Source organism: Novosphingobium gossypii (genome assembly GCF_050433305.1).
In the GTDB taxonomy this organism is placed as follows: Bacteria; Pseudomonadota; Alphaproteobacteria; order Sphingomonadales; family Sphingomonadaceae; genus Novosphingobium; species Novosphingobium gossypii.
Map to the genome: position 1 here is coordinate 160,964 of NZ_JBNPXM010000006.1, position 22,022 is coordinate 182,985.

The 22,022-nt window shown below is 66.4% G+C and carries 13 protein-coding genes; 6 read left to right on the forward strand and 7 right to left on the reverse strand.

Features of this window, described 5'->3' with window-relative positions:
* Window positions 1-9 precede the first annotated feature (9 nt).
* Complete coding sequence (locus GGR40_RS13145) at window positions 10-1,254, reverse strand: amino acid deaminase (RefSeq protein WP_429276692.1); 1,245 nt, start codon at window positions 1,252-1,254, stop codon at window positions 10-12.
* An 87-nt stretch (window positions 1,255-1,341) separates the two neighbouring features.
* Between GGR40_RS13145 and GGR40_RS13150 the strand changes: the two genes are divergently transcribed.
* The 4 genes from GGR40_RS13150 to GGR40_RS13165 are packed head-to-tail and all read left to right on the forward strand — an operon-like array spanning window position 1,342 to window position 6,730.
* The gene (locus GGR40_RS13150) at window positions 1,342-2,808 is read left to right on the forward strand and encodes an N-acyl-D-amino-acid deacylase family protein (RefSeq protein WP_429276693.1); all 1,467 of its coding nucleotides are present in this window, start codon (window positions 1,342-1,344) and stop codon (window positions 2,806-2,808) included.
* Window positions 2,805-3,197, forward strand: coding sequence for a RidA family protein (locus GGR40_RS13155; protein WP_429276694.1), 393 nt, complete (start codon window positions 2,805-2,807; stop codon window positions 3,195-3,197). Before GGR40_RS13150 ends, GGR40_RS13155 begins: the two co-directional genes overlap by 4 nt.
* Window position 3,198: 1 nt before the next feature.
* Entirely contained in the window at window positions 3,199-4,530 is a 1,332-nt protein-coding gene (locus GGR40_RS13160; protein WP_429276695.1) for a GntT/GntP/DsdX family permease, read from the forward strand.
* 10 nt (window positions 4,531-4,540) lie between these two features.
* Entirely contained in the window at window positions 4,541-6,730 is a 2,190-nt protein-coding gene (locus tag GGR40_RS13165) for a hypothetical protein (RefSeq protein WP_429276696.1), read from the forward strand.
* 100 nt (window positions 6,731-6,830) lie between these two features.
* Here GGR40_RS13165 and GGR40_RS13170 read toward each other — a convergent pair whose 3' ends face one another.
* The 5 genes from GGR40_RS13170 to GGR40_RS13190 all read right to left on the reverse strand — a co-directional run bounded on the left by GGR40_RS13170 (window position 6,831) and on the right by GGR40_RS13190 (window position 17,701).
* On the reverse strand, window positions 6,831-10,295 hold the full coding sequence (locus tag GGR40_RS13170; protein ID WP_429276697.1) for a glycosyl hydrolase 2 galactose-binding domain-containing protein: 3,465 nt from the start codon (window positions 10,293-10,295) through the stop codon (window positions 6,831-6,833).
* 22 nt (window positions 10,296-10,317) lie between these two features.
* Entirely contained in the window at window positions 10,318-12,903 is a 2,586-nt protein-coding gene (locus GGR40_RS13175) for a glycoside hydrolase family 3 protein (protein WP_429276698.1), read from the reverse strand.
* A 70-nt stretch (window positions 12,904-12,973) separates the two neighbouring features.
* Window positions 12,974-15,916, reverse strand: coding sequence for a TonB-dependent receptor plug domain-containing protein (locus tag GGR40_RS13180; RefSeq protein WP_429276699.1), 2,943 nt, complete (start codon window positions 15,914-15,916; stop codon window positions 12,974-12,976).
* Window positions 15,917-16,063: 147 nt separating this feature from the next.
* Complete coding sequence (locus GGR40_RS13185) at window positions 16,064-16,984, reverse strand: ROK family protein (protein ID WP_429276700.1); 921 nt, start codon at window positions 16,982-16,984, stop codon at window positions 16,064-16,066.
* Between the two features lie 189 nt (window positions 16,985-17,173).
* Entirely contained in the window at window positions 17,174-17,701 is a 528-nt protein-coding gene (locus GGR40_RS13190; protein ID WP_429276701.1) for a hypothetical protein, read from the reverse strand.
* Between the two features lie 225 nt (window positions 17,702-17,926).
* On the opposite strand from GGR40_RS13190, the gene GGR40_RS13195 reads away from it, so the two are divergent.
* The gene (locus tag GGR40_RS13195; RefSeq protein WP_429276702.1) at window positions 17,927-18,853 is read left to right on the forward strand and encodes an NAD(P)/FAD-dependent oxidoreductase; all 927 of its coding nucleotides are present in this window, start codon (window positions 17,927-17,929) and stop codon (window positions 18,851-18,853) included.
* 55 nt (window positions 18,854-18,908) lie between these two features.
* Here the strand turns inward: GGR40_RS13195 and GGR40_RS13200 are convergent, their stop codons facing one another.
* A complete protein-coding gene (locus GGR40_RS13200) occupies window positions 18,909-19,622 on the reverse strand; it encodes a cold-shock protein (RefSeq protein ID WP_429276703.1) in 714 nt (237 codons plus the stop codon).
* Window positions 19,623-19,891: 269 nt separating this feature from the next.
* Between GGR40_RS13200 and rpoD the strand changes: the two genes are divergently transcribed.
* The gene (gene rpoD, locus GGR40_RS13205; RefSeq protein WP_429276704.1) at window positions 19,892-21,928 is read left to right on the forward strand and encodes an RNA polymerase sigma factor RpoD; all 2,037 of its coding nucleotides are present in this window, start codon (window positions 19,892-19,894) and stop codon (window positions 21,926-21,928) included.
* Window positions 21,929-22,022 lie beyond the last annotated feature (94 nt).

A 22,022-nucleotide genomic window follows, 5' to 3' on the forward strand; every position in this document is an offset into this window, starting at 1 on the left:
CGTTGCCGGCTAGAAGAACGTCTCCACCACTTCCACGCATGTCTGCGCATCGTCGACGACAAGGATGCGGCGCCATTTGTCGAAGGTGAGGCACGGGTGGGAAATCTCGAAGGCGATCACGTCGCCCACGGCAATGTCGTCGCCCGGCGTGAAAGTCAGGTATGCGTGCTGGTCCATCATGCCCGTGACCTCCCAGCCCTGCGGGACTTCCTGCGGGGCCGCGTCCCTATCGGCACGGAATACCGTGGCGGGGCGCGGCATCCCGGCGTCGAAGGCGACGTCACGCTTGCCCATGGCGACCAGCGCACGGCCTGTGTCCGGGATGGACTGCACCACCGCCCAGACCTGCAGCGCGGGCTTCAGTGCCGTGCCCATAGTAGGCGCCACCGGGTTGCGTTGCAGGATACGGGCCTGCGCCTCGCGGTAGATGCCGTCATCGTGACTGATGTAGCAGCCGGGCCGCAGCACCACCTCCGCCGCGCCGCTCCGGGCGAGTTCGGCGGTTTCCTCGGCGACGATGTCGTACCAGGCCGATCCCGCGCCCGAGAGGATTGCCGGCGCACTTGCGATTGCCCCGGTTCCGATCAGCCGTTCCGTCGTCTCCACCGCCCGGCGCACGAAGCGGCGGATTTCGCCCTCGTCCGGCAGCACGCCTTCGTAGAACTCGACCCCCGCCAGCCGCAGCGCGTCCGGCCATTGCGCCAGCGCTGCCAGTACCCGTTCCAGCCCTGCATCGTCGCGCACACCGGCGCGAAGTCCGGGCTGGTCGGGTGCGGGGGCCAGTTCCACCAGTACGTCCAGCACCACCCCGCGCGCACGGCACGTCTCGCCCAGCAGCGCCACGCTTGCGGCGGAATCGACCAGACACAGCAGTCGCAGCGCCGGGCCATGCTGTTCCAGCAGGTCCGCCAGCGCGGCGACATTGGCCGTGCCGACGACCTGATTGGCGATCAGGATGCGCTCTGCCCCTGCGGCGGCTGCCACCTTCGCCTGCTGGCTGGTCGCCACAGTGATGCCCCATGCGCCTGCGTCCAGTTGCCGCCGGAACAGCGCCGGGGCCATCGTGGTCTTGCCGTGCGGAGCCAGCGCCATGCCGTAAGCGTCCATGAAGCCGCGCATCCAGTCCAGATTGTGCCGGATGCGCGATTCGCGCAGCACGGCCGCCGGAAACGGCACATCCCCGCGCAGCAGGTTCCAGTCCCGAAAGTCGCCAAGGCCGACACCCTTGTGATAATCATGCGCAGCAAGGTCCAAGGCATACACTCCATTAAATAAAGAAATTTGTTTACATTATCTGGCCGTCAGGTGACAACGCCCCTTATCACGGGAGGCGGATGCGGGATGACACGCACGATCATTGCAGGCGCGCAAATGCTGGACGGCAGCGGCAGCCCTGCCATCCTTGCCGACATCGCCTTTGCCGACGGCATGATCGAGGCGGTAGGCTCGATAGTGGCCGCCCCCGGCGATGCCATCATCGACGGCACCGGCCTGACCCTCGCGCCCGGCTTCATCGACGTGCATACGCATGACGACCTTGCGGTCATCGCGACACCGGAAATGACGGCCAAGGTCACGCAGGGTGTTACCACCGTCGTCGTCGGCAACTGCGGGATCAGCGCGACCACGCCATTCCCCGTCGACGCCGCCCTGCCCGATCCGCTTGTCCTGCTTGGCCCGGCAGAGCAGTTCAGCTACCCGGATTTCGCTAGTTATGCGGCCGCCGTGGAGCAGGCAGGGCCTGCGACCAATGTCATCGCACTGGTCGGCCACACTGCCTTGCGCGCACGGCACATGACCCGTCTGGACCGTGACGCCGATGCAGACGAGCGCGCCGCCATGCGCGAGGAGCTGGCAACGGCGCTGCAAGCGGGCGCGTTCGGTCTTTCCACCGGCCTTGCCTACGCCAATGCAAACGCCGCCTCTACCGGGGAAGTCATGGCGCTGGCCGACGCCTTGCGCGAAACCGGGGCGCTTTATTGCACCCATCTGCGCAGCGAAGCCGAAGGCATCGACGTGGCACTGGGCGAGGCGTTTGCCATCGCCCGCCATGGCGCGGCCCCGGTCGTCGTATCGCATCTCAAGTGCGCGGGAGCGCCGCAGTATGGGCGCAGCGCAGCGATCCTGGCGCAGATGGAGGCCGCGGCGCAGAGCCAGCCTGTCGCCTGCGACTGCTACCCCTACACCGCCAGCTCTTCCACGCTGGACCTCAAGCAGGTCGTACCCGAAACGCCGATCCGCATTACATGGTCCAACCCGGAACCGGCGCAGGCCGGGCGTATGCTGGCCGAGATCGCCGCCGACTGGAACCTTGACATCAAGGCGGCGGCAGCCCGATTGCAGCCGGCAGGCGCGGTCTATCACTGCATGGCGGAGGCCGACGTCGACCGCATCCTCTCGCACCCGCTGACGATGATCGGGTCTGACGGGCTGCCCTGCGACCCCCAGCCTCATCCCCGCCTGTGGGGCAGCTTTCCCCGCGTGCTCAGCCACTATGCGCGCGATCGCGAGCTGCTGTCGCTGGCGCAGGCGGTCCGCAAGATGACCGGCCTCACCGCCGACACCCTTGGCCTGCGAGATCGGGGCTACCTGCGCCCCGGCATGGCTGCCGACATGGTGCTGTTCGATGCCGAAACCATTGCCGATCGTGCGACCTATGACGACCCGCGTCAGCCGGCAGCGGGCATCGTGGCCATCTGGGTCAACGGCGTGGCGACGCTGGACGCACATGGTCCAACCGGCAGGCGCGGCGGCAGGATGCTGCGGCGCCCCTTTCCCATCCATCCCAAAGAAGGAAATTGCAAGTGACTGACGGTATCGAACGGTTCGGCGTTGAAGGCGGCAAGGGCACCGGAGGACAGCATCTGCCGTTCGCGCGCGCAGTGGCTGCCGATGGCTGGCTCTACGTTTCGGGCCAGGTGGCGATGGTGGATGGCGAAGTGATCGACGGCGGCATCGTCGCCCAGTCGCATCAGGCCATCCGCAACGTCTTGGCGATCCTGGAAGAGGCCGGCTACGGCCCCGAACACGTCGTGCGCTGCGGCGTGTGGCTGGACGATGCGCGCGATTTCCAATCGTTCAACCGCGTGTTCAAGGAATACTTCGGCGCACACCCGCCGGCTCGCGCCTGCGTGGTGTCGCCGATGGTGGTGGATTGCAAGGTCGAAGTCGACTGCATCGCCTGGAAGCGCCCCTGACATGAGCGGCGGGGCGGTTCTGCTGGTCGAGGCACTGGCCGCGATCGTCATCCTGATCATGCTGATCGTGCGCGTGCAGCTCAGCCCCGCCATTGCGCTGATCCTAGTTTCCCTGGGCCTTGCCTGGGTGGTGGGGATCCCGCCTGCAGAGATCGTCCGCACGTTCGAGGGCGGTGTTGGCAATGCGCTGGGCCATATCGCGCTGGTGGTCGGGCTGGGCACGATCCTGGGCCGGATGCTGGTGCAGTCGGGCGGCGCGGAGCGGATCGCCGGGACAATCGTCGGATGGTTCGGCGCCCCCCGCGCCGACTGGGCGATGATGACGGTGGCGCTGGTCGTCGGCCTGCCGGTATTCTTCGAAGTCGGCTTCGTCCTGCTGGTGCCGATCGTCTTCACGCTGGCACGGCAGGTGGGCGCCCATCCGATGCGGATCGCCCTGCCAATGGCGGCGGGGCTGTCGGTGGTCCATGCCATGGTCCCGCCGCATCCCGCCGCGATGCTGGCAGCGCAGTCCTATGGCGCCGACCTGGGGCTGACGATCGCCTTCGCACTGCTGATCGGGGTGCCCACAGCGATGGTCGCCGGGCCGCTCTATGCGCGCTGGATCGTCCCGCGCCTGACCGGGCCGACCAGTCCGTCAACCGCGCCCACGCAGGAAGCACCACGCGAGTTGCCCGGTTTCGGCGTGACCGTCGCCACGCTGCTGCTGCCGGTGGCTCTGATGCTGGCGGGCAGTTTCGCCAGTCTGGTACTGCCCACCGGTTCCCCGCCAGAAAGCGCCCTTCGCCTTGTCGGCAGCCCGGTGGTGGCGCTGCTGGCGGCGGTGCTGGTCAGTTACTGGACACTGGGACTGGCCCGCGGCCTCAGCCTTGAGACCATCCGCGACTACACGAACGACTGCCTTGCCCCCACCGCGATGATCACGCTGGTGGTCGGCGTCGGCGCGGGCTTTGGCAAAGTGCTGACGGCAGGCGGCGTGTCCGACGCGATCATCGCCGCCGCCGCACAGGCACATCTTCCGGTGGTCGTGCTGGCCTGGCTGATCGCCGCCCTGCTGCGCATCGCTACCGGTTCCGCCACCGTAGCGATGGCGACGACGGTGGGCATCGTCGCGCCGCTGGTGACGCTGTCGGGCACGCGGCCGGAACTGCTGGTGATCGCCACAGGCGCGGGATCGGTCGTGCTTAGCCACGTCAACGACGGCGGGTTCTGGCTGGTGAAGGAATACTTCGGCCTTTCGATGGCCGACACCGTGCGCAGCTGGACCGTGTGCGAGACGCTGATCTCGGTCGTCGCGCTGATCCTTACGCTGGGCGTTTCCGCCGTCCTCTGATCGCGAAAGAATGTCTATGCCACCTTCGTTCCGCCTTGCGCTGGCCCCGCTTGCGCTAACCTGTTCGGCCTGTGTCCTGCCCGCCCGCGCCTACGCCGAAACCCCCGCCCGGCCATCGGCGAACCTGACGTTCCAGACCGACGGCTGGTGGTCGCCGCGCGTCAACGTCGATGCCGGCACGGTGATGGTCTACGGCATCGACGAGACGCTGCCCGAGCGCATCCGCAGCTGGCGCGATCATGGCTACCGCGTGACGGTGATGACCGGGGTATCCTGGGGCACCTACGCCGATTACCTGCGCGGCGATTTCGACGGGCGTGAGCATTGGGACGAAACGCAGGAGGCGAAGGGCGGCAAGCTGCTGCTTCATACCGGCCGCGAAGTCCCCTATATCGTCCCGACCGAAGCCTATGGCCGCTACCTCAACCGCGGCGTGCAACGTGCGCTGGAGGCAGGCGCTGAGGCGATCTATCTGGAAGAGCCGGAATTCTGGGCCAAGGCGGGCTGGTCCAGCGCCTTCAAGGCCGCCTGGCAGGCGCATTACGGAACCCCATGGGAAGCACCCGATACCTCGCCCGACGCGCAATACCGCGCATCGCGGCTGAAGTACCTGCTCTATCGCCGCGCGCTGGAGCAGGTGTTCGAGTATGTGCGCGAATGGGGCAAGGCGCATGGCCGCACGATCCCGTGCTACGTCGCCACACATTCGGTGCTGAACTATGCGCAGTGGAAGATCGTCTCGCCCGAATCCTCGCTGCTGGACGTGGGCGCCGATGGTTACATCGCGCAAGTGTGGACCGGCACCGCGCGCACGCCCACGGTGCTCGACGGCGTCAAGGCCCAGCGCACGTTCGAGTCCGCGTTCCTCGAATACGGCGCACTGCAGAACATCGCACGCTCGTCCGGCAAGACCATCTGGTATCTGAACGACCCGATCGAGGACAATCCCGACCATTCCTGGACCGATTACCGCCGCAACTGGGAATCCACCCTCACCGCCTCGCTGATGCAGCCCGATGTCTCCAGCTACGAGGTGCTGCCCTGGCCCGACCGCATTTTCGGCGCCAAGTCGCTCTATCCGGTCAGCGAAGGCGGCGGATCGACGGAAAAGTCGCTGATCCCGTCGGATTACTTCGCCGAGCTGCAGACGGTGTTCCATGCGCTCAGCGAAATTCCCGGCGCCCCCACCCACTGGCAGGCGTCGGGCACGCGCGGGATCGGCGTGCTGGTGAGCGACACCATCATGTTCCAGCGCGCAGATCCCCAGCCGTCAGACGCTGCGCTTGGCAACTTCTACGGTCTGGCCCTACCGCTGCTGACGCGCGGCGTGCCGGTGGAGCCGGTCCAGATCGAGACGAGCCGCGTCAAGGACGGCGCCGATCCGCTGGACGCCTACAAAGTGCTGGTTCTGACGTATGAGGGGCAGAAGCCACCCTCGCCCGCGTTCCATGCGCAGCTGGCCGACTGGGTACGCCGCGGCGGCGCGCTGGTGGTGGTGGATGACGACGCCGACCCCTACCACCGCGCGACAGACTGGTGGAACACTGGCGGTAACCACTATGCCACCGCGCGGCTGCATCTTTTCGAGGCACTTGGCGTGCCCGACAAGACGACCAGCGCGCCGGTACGGGTAGGCAAGGGATCGGTGCAGTTCCTTGCCCGGTCCCCCTCGATGCTGGGGCAGGTGCGCGACGGCAGCAGTGCGGTGCGCGCGCTGGCCCGCACGGCTGCGCAGTCTGTCGGGGTCAGCTGGCGCGAAAGCCCGGCGCTGGTGCTGCGGCGCGGCTCTCTGGTCATAGCGGCGGGGCTGGAGGGCGCCGCAGCCACCGCAAAGCCCCTTCAAGGCCGCTTCATCGACCTGTTCGACGCCCGGCAGCCGGTGGTGCGCAACGTCCCGCTGACGGGCGGATCGCGGCGACTGCTGGTCGATCTTGACCGGGTAGCGCCGCACACCGTGGCGGCAGCAGGCGCGCGCATCACCGACGTGGCGGCAGATGCCAAGACCCTGACCTTCCGCCAGAGCGGTATGCGCGGCAACGATCCGCAAGGCACCGCGCTGATCTCCATCATCGCAAAGACCGCGCCCCGGCAGGTGCTCTGCGATGGCGCGCCGGTCACGGCGACGACGTTCCACGACGGCGTGCTGCAGATCCGCGTCCTGTCCGACGAGACACCGCGAAAAGTCGAAATCCGCTGGTAAAAAAGGTCGCAGCGGGCGGGAAACGATCCGCCCGCTGCGACGACGTCTGCCGTCCCGCGCGCCTGGAGGAGGATGGCGCGCGAGGGACGGCAGGGGGGGCTTATTCGATGGCGCTCTCGGGCAGGTTCCAGCCCCGCATCCGTACCTTGGCCGCGCCACGCGCAGCCGGGTAGCGCACCGTCACCCGCCGGGTTTCTCCACCCAGCAGCGATACGTAGTTGTCACTGAAGTAAGCGGGCAGGATCTGGTCGCCCTTTTCGTCGAACAGCGTCAGCTTGGTCTGCAACGCCGGACCGGTGCCGCTGTTGTGCAGGTCGATGGCGACCACGCGCTCCTCGCCTTCCACGCCGTCCGCCACGCGCCGCGCCGCAATGGTCGGCTGCGGCAGTGTGGTCAGCGCCCTGAGGTCCGCCGGCTTCGCGGCCTGCCAGTAGAAGTTGTCAGAAATCCGCGCGCCGTCCGCGCCGAATGCCTCAAGGCGCACCAGCACCGGTCCCTTGCCCAGGCTCTCGTCCAGATCGAGCGTGAAGGCTTCTGCCTTTGCGCCTGCCGCAACATCCAGCCTCGCCTCCTTCGTCACCAACGCCCGACCGCCCAGATCGGTGACACGCGCAACCACGCGCACGCCGGGCAACGCAGCGCGGGTGGTGTTGACCATGAACACGCGCCGGTCGGGCTGGTCCATCTGGACATGCACCGGCTCTGCCCCCTTCTTCGCGCCATAGAACGCGGCGTGGGTGTCGTAGTCGGACGAATACATCTGGAAGTCGGCAGAAGGCCACGCCGGGTGCGACATCCACAGCATGCGCGCGCTGTTGGTGGTCCACAGCCCGGCGTTGAACCCTTCGAAGATCGCGCGATGGCTTTCGTAGTTCAGCATCTGCGCCTTGCTTTCAAAGTCGGCAAGGTCGCGCGCGGGGCCGAACTTGGTGTCCATGGCGGCAACGAAGCTGGCCATCGACACACCGCGTTCCTGATGCCAGTCGTGGTAGACCCACGCATCGCTGATCGGCCAGCGGTCGGCCTCTGCCGGCACGGTGCGCTTCCACGCTTCCAGCGTCGGGAAGCTGGACGTGCCCACTTCCACCGCAAAACCGCGCGGATAACTGGTGAAGTAGTCCTGCGGCGGATGCCATTCGTATGGGCCCGATCCGCCCAGGTTGATGATGCGCGAATTGCCTTTGTAGAGCCGCGTCCCGTCCTCTTCCCAGACGAGGTTCTGCAACGCTTCCTGCAGGATCGGCTGGGGCACGCCCTCGTTCCTGCCGAACCACAGGACGATGGAGGGATGCGTGCGGTACCGCCGGACCACGTCGCGGGCGTTGGCCACGAACAGGGGCACGTCCTCGGCCTCCGCGTCGTTGCCCTGCGTCGATTCCCAGAAGTCGCTGAGCACCATCATGCCGTAGCGATCGGCAAGCGCGTAGAACGCCTCTTCGGTGCTCTGCCCCATCCAGTTACGGATGATGTTCATCCCTGCTTCGCGGTGGAGGCGGAAGTAGGGCGCGAGCCGGTCCTGTCCGACCCGCTTCATCATGTCGTCCATGCCCCAGTTACCGCCCCGCGCGGCGATGCGCACGCCGTTGACGCGCAGCACCATCTGCGGCGCCAGCGGATCGTCGGGCAGGGTCTTGACCGCAGGCGAGCGCTCAGCCCCCGGCATCAGCGAATTGGCCCATCCGCCGCGCACCTTGCGCAGGGCCGCGTGGCGTTCGTCGATGACCGGAGTGCCGAGGTCGCGCGCCTTCGCGCTGTCGACGAGGATGCGGCGCAGAGCGCCTTCATCGTCGAGCGAGGACAGCTCATACGTAACCGTGCGCATTCCGAAGTCCAGCGAACGGCTGTCGGAGGGCTTGCCGCCCGCCTCGGCGGTCAGCTTTAGGGTATGCAGCGCGGGATCGCCATAGCCGTTGGGCCACCACAGCTTCGGGTTGGCAACGCGCAGCTGGGGGAAGTCGGCGGGGCGGAAGCGCACCGTAGCGCTCTCTCCCGCGCCCAGCGTCACAGAGCGGGACACCGCGACGTCATCGAACCCGGCGCGGACCTGCGTGGTCACGGAGGCATCGGCGTGGTTTGTCACCGGCACGTCGATCGACACTTCGGCCAGCGAATTGTCGGGGCGCGGCAGCGCAGTGGAGACCGCCGGGTCGCCGATGGTGACCATGCCGGTTCGCGCCAGCTCCACCCCCAGCCACAGGCCGGTATTGCGATCGCGCACGCCGGGGATCCAGTCCCACCCCTCGCTGGCGCCGAAAGTCGGCCCATCGACCATCAGCGCGCCGCCGTTGTCGCCGCGTCCGCCGGTCAGCGACTGTTCGTGGGCGATGCCGGGATGCGGCGGCGGTGATACCCGCACCGCGATGCTGTTGCGCGCACCGGGGATCAGGTATTTGCCAACGTCGAAGCGGCCGCGCACGAACGCGCCCTTCATGGTGCCGACCGCCGTGCCGTTCACCCACACCTGCGCCGCGTAGTTGACGCCTGCGAATGTCAGGGTCTGCACGCCCGCGTCGCCCTGCGGCAAGTCGAATTCGCTGCGATACCAGTAGTCCTGCCGCGACAGGCTTTCCGGAATCGCCATGTTGTTGAGGCCGATCGTCGGATCGGGATAGACGCCCCGATCGACCAGCGTCGTCAGCACGGTGCCCGGCACGGTGGCGGCATACCACGCGCCCGCATCGAAGCCGGGGCGCGAAATCGCCGCGCCGTCCTGCTTTACGCTGGGTGCGGCGATCAGGCGCCATCCGTTGACGGCGAACCGGCCCGCGCCCTTGTCCTCAAGCGCGGGGAGCTGCGGCACCGGCTTTGCCTGCGGGGCGGGCAGCGGGGCCTTGCTGCGCGGCAGGGTCCAGGTGGGCTGCGCGGTGGCAAGGCCGTACTGGGTCTTGACCTGAAGCGGCCACGAAGGGCTGGCATCCTCGAACCGGGTCAGGGCCTCGTCCGGCACGGATGCCAGCAGCGCCTTCGCCTGCACAGCGTCGGTCACGCGCGGCTCCAGCGTCAGCCCGGAGAGATCGCCGGCAAAGCCCGGCTCGGCGGCGATGCGCGGTCCCATCGCGACGAGGGCGGCGGCAGGGGCGGCGGCAGGCGCGGCCTTGCCCGATGCGGCCAGCTTGCCATCGACGTAGAGCTTCAGCGCCGCACCTTCTCCAGTCGCGACCAGCAGATGCCAGCGATCCGCCGTCAGCGTGGAGCGCGCACGCAGCATGGCCCCGCCGGTGGCGAACGTGACGCGGCCATCCTGCAGCGCAAACTGCCGGGCCGATGGCGCATCGGGCGTGCCAAAGGCAGCTACGACGGCGCGCCCACGCGGCAGGTGCGAAGGCTTGATCCAGACGCGCATCGTCCAGCGCTCCATCGCGGGCAGCGTCTCGCCCTGCGTGTAGCCCTGCGGCAGATGCTCCAGCCCATCCGACCCTTGCAGGAAGCGGGCGTCGTAAGGGCCGATCACATCCAGCTTGGGATGGCTGATCCGGGTGCCGGGCCAGGCGATCTGCTGCGCTGCCAGCGGCCCGGAGATCGCGCAGGCGATCAGGCAGGCCGCGTGGATCGATACCCTCTTCATCGTGCGCTCCGCTTGTTTCATCTTAACCGGGCAGAACCATGCGGTCGCCGGTGATGGTGATGTCGCTCCACACACCGGGCGCGTCACCGGGCTGGCCGCCGCCGACGAACAGCCGGTAGGCCCCCGGCACCACGGCGCGTTCCCCCAGGGGATCGACGATGCTGAGGCTGCGCGGATCGATGTCGAGCACGACCTCGCTGGTCTTGCCCGCCTTGATGCCGACCCGGCGGAAAGCGACCAGCTGGCGCTGCAACTGCGCCAGCGTGCGCGCCGTCGGCTGCTCGGCCACCGGCACCAGGTACGCCTGCACCACTTCGTCGCCATCGCGCGGACCGGTGTTCGCCACCTTAACCGTGACCCGCAGGGGCTGCCCTGCTGCCACGCTGGCGGTGGCTGCCCCGGCATAGGCGAACGTCGTGTAGCTAAGACCGTGGCCGAAGGGATAGAGCGGCTTGCCGGTGAAGAAGCGATAGGTACGCTCCTTCATGTTGTAATCGATGTAGGGCGGCAGATCGCGGGTGGCGGCGTAGTACGTCACCGGGAGGCGGCCCGCCGGGTTGACGTCGCCCGCCAGTACGCGCGCGATGGCGGTGCCGCCCGCCTGCCCCGGATACCAGGCGTTGACCACTGCATCGGCGTTGGCCTTGCTCCAGGTATCGGCGATGGCCGATCCGGTCAGCTGCACCACGACGACGGGCTTGCCGGCCGTCGCCAGCGCCGCCAGCAGATCGCGCTGCGGTGCGGGCAGCTCAATCGCGGTGCGGTCGCCGCCGTTGAAGCCCGGAACCTCCAGCTTCAGCGCCTCTCCCTCCAGCGTCGGGGAAAGACCGGTGAAGACCACCAGCACGTCGGCATCGTGGGCGACGGCCAGCGCTTCTGCCCGTTGCGCCTCGGCAGGGGCGACCCAGCGCAGGCCGATGCCGCCGTCGGCGCTCCTGTGGACATAGTCGATGCGGATGTCGTGCGGCCCTGCCCCCGCGAAGTCGATGGCGGTTTCCACGTTGGCGTCGCTGCCGTCGTCGTCGATCACCAGCTTGCCATCGATCCACAGCTTGACCGGATCGTGGCCCTCGCAGTCGAAGCAGCGCGGCACATCGAGGCGCAGGCGATAGGCGCCCGCCGCCGGAGCGGTCAGCTGACCGGTCCAGCGCACGGCATAGGCGTCCTGCTTCAGTCCGGCGGGCGGTGCACGGTCCCAGTCGAAGTCGATCCTCCGATCCTGCCGCGTGACGACCGGCGCGCCGGTCATGTCGGCCGTCGCGAAATAGGCGCCCCGCAAGCCCTGCACACCGTCTGCGGACAGCGCCGTTTCCGGTACCGGCAACGGTACGCCTTCGGCAAGGCCGCTGCCCTGCGCATAGCGCACGCTGGCCGCGCCGAAGCGGGCGCGCAGCCCTTCCAGCGGCGTGACGGGGGCGGCAGCGGTGCCGTGATAGTTGCCCTCCAGCACGTCCAGCGAATCCGCGTTCGGGCCGATCACTGCGATGCGCGTGCCTGCTTTCAGCGGCAGGCGGTTGCGGTTGGTCAACAGCACCAGCGACTTTTCCGCCGCTTCCAGCGCCAGCGCGCGGTTGGCGCGGCTGTCGTTCTGCGCGGGCTTGATCCGGTCCCACGGGCTGGTCTGCCTGAACGCGATGCCCAGCGCCGCGCGCGAGGCGAACGTGCGGCGCAGCGAGGTGTCCAGCAGGCTTTCCGGCACCAGCCCCTTGCGGACCGCTTCGGGAAGCGCGTCGTAGCTGGGGCCGCAGTCCACGTCGGTCCCGGCTTTCAGCGCCGCCGCCGCCGCCGTGGGCAGGTCGGGTGTATAGTAATGGAATGTCGTGATGTAGCCCACCGCGTCGCAGTCCGACACGACCAGCCCGCGAAAGCCCCAGGCATTGCGCAGCTTGTCCGTCAGCAGCGCCTGCGACGCGCAGGCCGGGATGCCGTGCAGCGAATTGTACGCGCACATCGTCGACAGCGCCTGCCCTTCGGTCAGCGTGGCGCGAAAGGCGGGGGTATAGGTGCTCGCCATATCGCGGGCAGGGATATCGGCATCGAAGCTGTTACGGCCCACTTCCGGCCCGGAATGCGCGGCGAAGTGCTTGGGCGTGGCAATGGCGCGCGGGTGCGCCGGGTCCGGCCCCTGGATGCCGCGCACAAAGGCGATACCCAGCCGGGCGGTCAGGTGCGGGTCTTCGCCATAGGTTTCCTGTCCACGGCCCCAGCGCGGATCGCGGAAGATGTTGATGTTGGGCGACCAGATGTGCAGCCCGCCGAAACGCCTGCGGTCGGCCTTGCGCGGCAGGGCATTGTAATGCGCGCGCGCCTCTGTGGAGACGACCGTGCCGACCTGTTCCAGCAACGCCGGATCCCAGCTTGCCGCCAGCCCGACAGCCTGCGGGAAGACGGTGGCGATTCCATCGCGCGCGAAGCCGTGCAGTCCCTCGCTCCAGTAATCATAGGCGGGCAGGTCGGCCTTAAGCAAAGCGGGCGCACTGCTGCCAAGCTGTGCGGCCTTTTCCTCGAGCGTCATCGAGGCGATTGTGCGCTCGATGACGTCCTGTGCGGGAGAGGGCGTGTCGGCCTGAACCGGAGCCTGCGCCGCAATCAACAGTAACGACAGCATCGTGCCCCCCCTTCCCCGTGATAAAAGGGATGCGGGCCACGCCAACGGCGCGGCCCGCATCCGGCAGTCCTTAGAAGTCCGCGCGAACGCCGATGCGGAAGGCGCGACCGATCACGTCGTAGAGCGTCGGCGTGGTGACGTTGCCCGGAACGTTCGCGGCATCCTTGTTGAACAGGTTGTCGACCTTGAAATAGGCCTGAACCGCATCCGTCAGCTGGTACGACGTGCTGAAGTCCACGTAGAACGCACCCGGCACGCGGTTGTAGTCGATGGTCGGGTTGTTGACGGTCGAGACCGGGCAGTTGCTGGTGCAGACCACGTATTCGTTGGAAAGCACGCCCGCGCTGAACCAGCGTTCCTGGAAGCGCACGGAGAACTTGTCGGTGCTGTAGTCCTGCGACGCCATGACCTTCCAGTGCGGGATCGCACCCGCCTCGATGTTGACGCCGGCCCCCTGGATCGGGATCGTGCCCGGCAGGCCGCGATCGGTGATGAAGTTCATCGTGTGCGTCGCCAGCGCGCGCAGCGTCAGCTTGCCCGGCAGGCCGATCCCTTCAAGATCGGTCTGGTAGCTCGCCTCGACATCGAAGCCGTCGGTCTTGATCGACGCGAAGTTGAACGGCTGCACCGTCACGTAGGATGCGTTCGGGTCCGAAAGGTCGAACGACCCGCAGGTGAACTGCACGCCGCCGTAGCACAGGTTGATCTGGGTCTGTGCGTCCAGCGCAGCGATGGCGTCGTCGATCTTGATGTGGAAGTAGTCGAACGACAGGCTGAAGCCGGGCAGCCACTTGGGCTGGGACAGGACGATGCCCAGTTCGGTGTTGCGGGCAATTTCCGGCGTCAGGTTCGGGTTGCCGGTGGTCGTCTGCAGCACGGTGACGACACGGTTGTTGAACGGGTCGATGGTGCCGGTGCGGTTGCTGGTAACAGGTGCCGCGAACAGTTCGCTGAGGTTCGGCGCACGGATATCGCGCGATGTGACGCCGCGAAGGGTGATCCCGTCAAGCGGGGTGTTCCAGGTGCCGCCGACCTTCCACGTCCAGACGGTGCCCGACGTGCTGTAATGCGTGCCACGACCGGCGGCGTTGAGGTTCGCCTTGCCGATAGCGTCCGAATTGAAGATCGGCACGTTCAGCTCCAGGAAGCCTTCGTAGACGTCGTATGCGCCGGTGCCGTTGCGATAATTGCCCGCGTACCAGTTGCCGCCGTTGCGGTCGAGCACCGGGTCCGCCGGGTAGAGGTCCGAGTAGGCCGAGCCGGTCGCGCCGTTGACGCCGTTGCCGTAGGGGTCGGCCGTGACGCGGTAGAATTCGTGCCGGTATTCGCCGCCGAATGCCACCGATACGGGGCCTGCGGGAACCGAGAACGGCTCTCCGTTGAAGGCCACGCTGGCGACGTCCTGCGTCTGGCGGGTGTGCTGGAACGGGCCGTAGCTTGGCTGGATATATTCGCGCGCCGCATCGCTGGGGGTGTCACCGCCGAAGATGTTGACCGGAACGCAGCCGTTCGCCGCCGCCACCGGATCGGCGCAGCGGATCACGCCATCGGCGCCGCGCACGGCGTTGATTGCGGCACGATAGCGCGGCATCAACGCGATGTTCGACACGTTGATGTCGGTGATCTCGGTGCCGTGCTCGTAGTAGGCGTCATAGCGCCAGTCGGTGCCGAGCGCCTCGAACTTGCCCTTGGCGCCTGCCACGAAACGGTACTGCTGACGCTGGGTGTCGACGTCGATGTTGTCGAACATGGCATTGTTGACGCCATAACCGAAGCTGGTGATCCCGTTTGCCGCACAGGCCTCCTGGATCGAGGCCGGGACGTAGGGGTTCGAGCACTGCATCGTCAGGTTGCCGAACTGCGCAAAGCCCGGGTTCGGCGTGTTACTGGTGCGCACACGCGCGATGTTGACGGTGGTGTAGATCTCGTTGTCGGGATCGATGTCGAAGCCGATGCGGCCATAGCCGTTGAGGCGCGAGATTTCCGACATCAGGCTGTTGCCGTTGGCCACGCTGCCAGACAGATCACCGCCGACGCACGATCCGTTGTAGCATTCGGTGCCGTACTGGAACGGGTAGGGATTGCCGCTCTTGTCAAAGGCGGTGCCGGCCAGCGGGCCCGAGGTGATGAGACCGTAAAGCCCGTTGAGGCTGGACTGCACATGCTGGCGGTAGAGGTATTGCGGGCGACCGTCGTTCATGACGCCGCGATTGATGAGGCCGGTCGCCACCAGCCAGTCGCGCCCGTTCGGACCATCGCCGCGCGGGTCGTTGCCGACGCCGAACCCGGCGCTGGGAATGCCGTCCTCATGGCTGTATTCGCCGCTGACGATGACATGCAGGCGATCATCCAGGAACGCCTTGCCCGCGGCTGCCTGGAACGTGTAGTTTACGTTGTCGCCATAGGTGCTGATGCCGCCCAGCACGTTGGTACGCACGCCTTCGAACCGGGTATCGGTGACGAAGTTGACGACGCCGCCCACCGCGTCCGACCCGTAGGAGGCGGATGCACCGCCGGTGACCACGTCCACGCGCTTGATCAGCAGCTGAGGGAACAGGCTCACGTCGGCCACGCCGGTGACGTTGGCGCCGACCACGCGCTGGCCATCCAGCAGGGTCAGGGTGCGAATCGGCTGCAGGCCGCGCAGGCTGAGCGTGCTGAGGCCCTGAACGCCGGTGGAGGTGCCGTTCGCGCCGACCGATGCGCCGGTGCTGCCCTGAAGCGAGGGCAGCTGCGCCACGGTTGTAAAGACGTTGGGCTGCGCGTTCTTGGTCAGGTCTTCGGTGGTGAGAACCTGCGTCGGGGTCGGCGCGGTGAAGCCGCTGCTGGTGATGCGCGATCCGGTGACGACGATGTCGCCCTGCGGCGCGGCTTCAGGCTGAGGCGCCGGCGTCGCCGGAGCGGCAGCTTCCTGCGCGGACGCCTGGGTCGCCAGGGCAGGCGCGATCAGCATCGTCGATGCGGCCAGAGTGGCGCGCAGCATGTTCCCTGAAATCTTATGCTTCATGTTCATGTCCCCTCATCTTGGACCGGTTCGATGCGACGCCGAACGCACTGTCTTTCCTGCAGGATAAGGCCAAAGCGCAAAGACCCACAAGATACATTCCGCAATTTTTTTTATTAAATGGATCAAGCGACAAAATTCTGTAATATCAAATTGTTAAGATTTCAGTTCGCTGACAATCCCGTGAGTATCCGCCAACGCCAGCGCAATCGGCCCCAGCGCACCGGCCAAGGCGCCGAGTCCCGGCGCGCGGATGAACTCGTGCGTGGGAAGCGTCAGGTAGCTGCCTACCAGTTCCCTCACCCGCTGCTCGATGCGGGCAATCAGGATCGGGCGCGACGTCAGCACGCCCCCGCCGAACAAAATGCGCCGCGGACCGGCGAGCGACACGATGGCCTGCGTCATCTGCGCCAGTGCTTCGACCACCTCGTTCCAGACCGGATCGTCGTCTTCGAGCAGGTGGCCTTCGCGCCCTGTGCGGGCGGCCACTGCCGGACCGGACGCCAGACCTTCCACGCAGTCCCCATGATAAGGGCAAATGCCGGGCCAGCGATCCACGTCCGAAGCGCTGCCACCGCCGTCGAGGCGCGCAACGCGCATATGGCCTGCCTCGCAATGGCCAATGCCCCTCGTCGCACGACCATTGATGATCAGGCCGACGCCGACGCCTGTCCCCACCGTGACGTAAGCCAGGTCGTCCAGCCCCCGCCCCGCGCCCCAGCGGCGCTCGGCAAAGGCAGCGCCGTTCACGTCGGTGTCGAAGGCTGTCGCCACGCCATAACGCGCAGCCAGGCGGTTGGCGACGGGCGTGTCGCGCCAGCCGGGCTTCGCGGTGCTGGTGATGTTGCCGTAAGTTGCGGATGAGGGATCAAGATCGAGCGGCCCGAACGACGCAATCCCCAGCGCGTCGAAACCACCGGCCTGCGCCCATGCATCCAGGCGAGCCTCAATGGCGCCGAGCGTGGCAGCGGGGTCAAGCGTCGGGATAGTTTCCTGCGACAGGATGGTTCCTGCCCCGTCGGCGAGAACCACGATGCATTTGGTGCCGCCCAGTTCGACCCCTGCGATACGCTTCATCGTTCTCCCCGCTCCTGTGCCAGATCCCGCGCCGATGGCCGCTTGTGCGTCCCTTGGATGATCCGGCCGGGCAGAGGCACAGTGTCCTAAGCACCCCGACGATTTAATCAATCAATTTTATTTTTTAATCCCCGCAAGGAGAAATCTGCCATGCAGGCAATGACCTGCTTCCCTGGTGCGGCCCCACCGTCATGAGAGGGCAGCCCTGACTTCGGGCAACAGTGTATAGACGGCTTCCCGCTGGGCGCCGCGATTGACATGATCGACACAGTAGCCCTGGTAATGCCGCTGCAGCAGGCCCGCGCGGACCAGATCGGACACGGCGCGGCTTACGCTGCACCGGGCTGACTGGCGCAGACGGTCCTTCATCAGCGTTTCCAGCAGATCGTCAACGGCCCGAGGATCCTCCGGCAGTGTTCCGCGCGCCTTGAGGTCGGCCATCAGTTTGTTGCGGATCGCCTGCCGGCGATGATGGCGCTGGGCCATGGGGATCATCGCCTTGCCAAGCCAGTCGCGCACCGGCACCGATCCCCCGTCATCCAGGATGTAGGGGCCGGCGACGCCCTTCGTGTCTGCCGCCTTCGCCAGCAGGTTGAGCACGATCAACGTGTAGCGGGGGCGGGGCGAAACCGTCATGATCTTCTCGACCACGGCGGGCATGTCGAGCCGCCGGACATCGCGCCGACGGGGTTCGAAGAGGTCAAGCTGATGGAACATACCACGAATCTAGCGCGGCCCGGGTGCCATGTGAATCCCTGCACTGACCCCAAATTGAGATTTTGCAGCTATGGCACTTTACCCGAAAACGCGATTCGCTGGTAAAGTGCCATAGTTGGCGAAAGGGTCGTGCGAGATCTGATGGCAGGTTAAGGAACCGCCCCGCCCGCGCCGGACTTGGGCCACGATCGGGAACCCTCGTCCCTGCGATGCCTTTGAGCGCGCATGGATGGACCGATGGATTGTCTGGTGATCGGCGCGGGGCCGGCGGGGCTCACCGCCGCCATCTATCTGGCGCGCTTTCATCTTCGCACCCTCATCGTCGATGCGGGCAACAGCCGGGCCGCGATGATCCCGCATACCCGCAATCATGCCGGATTTCCGGGTGGCATTTCCGGCAGTGAACTGCTGGCCCGGATGCGCGAACAGGCCACCGAATTCGGCGTGGAGGTGCGGCATGGCACGATCGACCGGCTGCAGAAAGAAGGAGAGCTGTTTGTCGCCACCGGCAACGGCGTCGAAATCGCTGCGCGCAGCGTGCTGCTTGCCACCGGCGTGGTGAACCGCTGTCCGCCGATCGATCCGGACCTGCATGACGCAGCGCTAGCGCGCGGTCTGCTGCGATATTGCCCGATCTGCGATGGCTACGAAGTGACCGACCGACGCGTGGCGGTGATCGGCAGCGGGGATCATGCCGTGCGCGAAGCGCTGTTCCTGCGCATGTATACCCCGGACGTGACGCTGGTTTCGCCCGATGGGGGGCACGCGCTGTCCGTCGAGGAACGGGCCAAACTGCAAGAGGCGGGTGTATCGGTAGTCGATGGCCCCTGCACACCCATCAGGCCGGACGACGATCGCATCCTTGTGACCACCCCCGAGGGAGAACTGGCGTTCGACACCGCTTATCCGGCGCTGGGATCCGTCATCCGCTCGGAACTGGCGCTGATGCTGGGCGCAAACGCGACGAAAGATGGTTGCCTGGTGGTCGACGATCACCAGCGAACTTCCGTCAGCGGTCTTTATGCGGCGGGGGACGTGGCCAAGGGTCTTGACCAGATAAGCCATGCGATGGGCGAGGCAGGCGTTGCCGCCACCGCGATTCGCAACGACCTTGCGCAGGCGATTCCGCTCTGGCGCACGGCGCGATCCTGACGCCATGCGAATCGCCGGTTCCGGGCCGACATGCGACCCGGAACCGGCGGAAAAATCAGCGCATCGTCAGGTTGACGGCAGCCGGCTTTCCGCGACGATCGATCTCGATCTCGAATTCGAGCTGGTCGCCGTCCTGCAGCCCGGCAAGGCCCGAACGCTCGACAGCGGTGATGTGCACGAACGCATCGGGCTGGCCGTCATCACGGGTGATGAAGCCGAAGCCCTTGGTGGCGTTGAAGAACTTCACGGTGCCCGTGGTCTTTTCGCCGGTGCTGCGCGGCTGCGAGTTCGACTGGAACGAATCGCGACGTGCAGGTGCGGCAACGATGTCGCCGACGATGGTCAGCTCGGTCGCGGAGACCTTGCCGCCACGATCCACCAGCTGGAACTCCAGCTGCTGGCCTTCGCCCAGCGTCGAGAGGCCGGCGGCCTCGACGGCGCTGATGTGCACGAACGCGTCGTCGCCGCCATCATCACGGACGATGAAGCCGAAGCCCTTGTCCGGGTTGAAGAACTTGACGGTGCCGCTGCCCTGGCCAATCACGGTCGCCGGAGCGCTGTTGCCGCGCCCACCGCCGAAACCGCCGCTGCGCTGGCCGCCGAAGCCGCCGCGCTGGCCGCCGCCGCCGAAGCGGTCACCGCCACCGAAACGATCGCCGCCGCCGAACCGGTCGCCACCACCAAAACGGTCATTGCCGCCACCAAAGCGATCGTTGCCGCCGCCAAACCTGTCGCGGCTGCCGCCCCGGTTTCCTCGGTCGAATGACATAACTTAAAAATTCCTTCGCTGCGCTCGGAAATAATTGGCCCATGCGCGCGAACGCAGCACGCAGAGCTTCAAGGCAAGGTCTAGAAAATCGAGCGAGCGCCTGATGCAATCATGCCTTACAGATACAATATCAGGGAATTGGGCAGATGACTACAGCTTGAGAGAAGGCTGGCGTCAAGCCGCAGGTTGGGGCAAGGCCCCAGACAAACTCGTCTTGCTCATGGCCGCTGCACCGGCCAAAGGGCAGACTATCGGATAATGGCAGGACTATGAGCGACAACGACCACGAAACAGACAGCGATGCATCGCTCATCGACCTCGACAAGGGTTCGATCGAGCAGTTCATCGCCCGCGCCAAGCGCCGCGGCGTCATCACCGTAAGCGAACTTAACGCCGCTTTGCCGCAGGACAAGATGTCCGCCGACCAGATCGAGGACATCATGGCCGCGATCTCGGCCATGGGCGTCAACATCGTCGAGGACGACGAGGACGACGGCGACTCCGAGGACGGCGAGCCAGGCATCGATCGCGATGCGGCGGATACCGACCGCGACGAGGACAACGAGTTCGACGGCTCCGGCGAACGCGCCACCCGGCGCGCGGCGGACAGCAAGAAAGCTGACACCGCTGGCCGCTCGGACGATCCGGTGCGCATGTACCTGCAGGAAATGGGCGCAGCGGAACTGCTGAGCCGGGCTGGCGAAGCGGCGATTTCCAAGCGCATCGAAGCCGGGCGCTACATGATGATCCAGGGCCTGTGCGAAAGCCCGCTGACCTTCCACGCCATCATCGGCTGGTCGCAGGCGCTGAACGACGGCCAGATGCAGCTGCGCGAAATCCTCGATCTCGACGCGATGCTCTCGAAGGAGCCCCAGCTGGACACCCTCAACGAAGAGGGCGGCGCCGACGGCGAGATCACCGAGGCCGCAGCCGGCCCTTCGTTCACCGACAAGGACAGCTCGGACGAGGAGACGGCAGAGGAGTTCGACGAGGACGGCAACCCGATTGCCAAGCGCCAGACCGAGGACGACGACGAGGACAACACCCTCTCGCTGGCCGAGATGGAAGCGGCGCTGACGCCCGAGGCACTGGAAAAGTTCGCGCTCATCACCGAACTGTTCCGCTCGTTCGAGACGCTCCAGCAGGAGCGTCTGGACGCGCTGGCCCTCGGCATCGATTTCCCTGCGGCCAAGGAAGACAGCTACCAGCAGCTGCGCGAAGACCTGACCGCGCAGATGGAATCGGTGCAGTTCCACGCGGCCCGAATCGAGCAGCTGGTCGAAAGCCTCTATGCCTTCAACCGCCGTCTGACGACGCTGGGCGGGCAGATGCTGCGTCTGGCCGAGCGCCACAAGGTCAAGCGCGCCGACTTCCTCGAAGCCTACATCGGCCGGGAACTGGACGATACCTGGCTGTCGGCGATGGCCGGCAAGGACAAGAAGTGGGCGGCCTTTGCGGCGAACGAGGCCGATCCGGTCGAGCGTATCCGTTCCGAAGTGTCCGACATCGCCGGCGCCACCGGCATGTCACTCCCCGAGTTCGGGCGCATCGTCAACATGGTCCAGAAGGGTGAGCGCGAGGCGCGAATCGCCAAGAAGGAAATGGTCGAGGCGAACCTGCGACTCGTCATCTCGCTGGCGAAGAAGTACACCAACCGCGGCCTGCAGTTCCTCGACCTGGTGCAGGAAGGCAACATCGGCCTGATGAAGGCGGTAGACAAGTTCGAGTACCGCCGCGGCTACAAGTTCTCGACGTATGCCACGTGGTGGATCAGGCAGGCGATCACGCGTTCGATCGCGGATCAGGCCCGCACGATCCGCATCCCGGTCCACATGATCGAGACGATCAACAAGCTGGTGCGCACCAGCCGTCAGTTCCTGCACGACGAAGGCCGTGAACCGACACCGGAAGAGATGGCCGAACGGCTGTCGATGCCGCTGGAAAAGGTCCAGCGCGTGCTCAAGATCGCCAAGGAGCCGATCTCGCTGGACACGCCGATCGGCGACGAGGAGGATTCGCATCTGGGCGATTTCATCCAGGATGCCAACGCGGTCATCCCGGTGGACGCGGCGATCCAGTCGAACCTCAAGGAGATGATCACCCGCACGCTCTCCTCCCTCACCCCGCGTGAGGAACGCGTGCTGCGCATGCGCTTCGGCATCGGCATGAACACCGACCACACGCTGGAGGAAGTCGGCCAGCAGTTCTCGGTGACGCGCGAACGTATCCGCCAGATCGAAGCGAAGGCGCTGCGCAAGCTCAAGCACCCCAGCAGGTCGCGCATCATGCGGGCATTCCTGGACTGAGGTATCTGGATCAGGCTGATCCAGATTATTGAGCACGCACGGTAAAAGGCGTTACCGGCAATCCCCCGACGATCGGGTCGGGTGGATTGCCGGT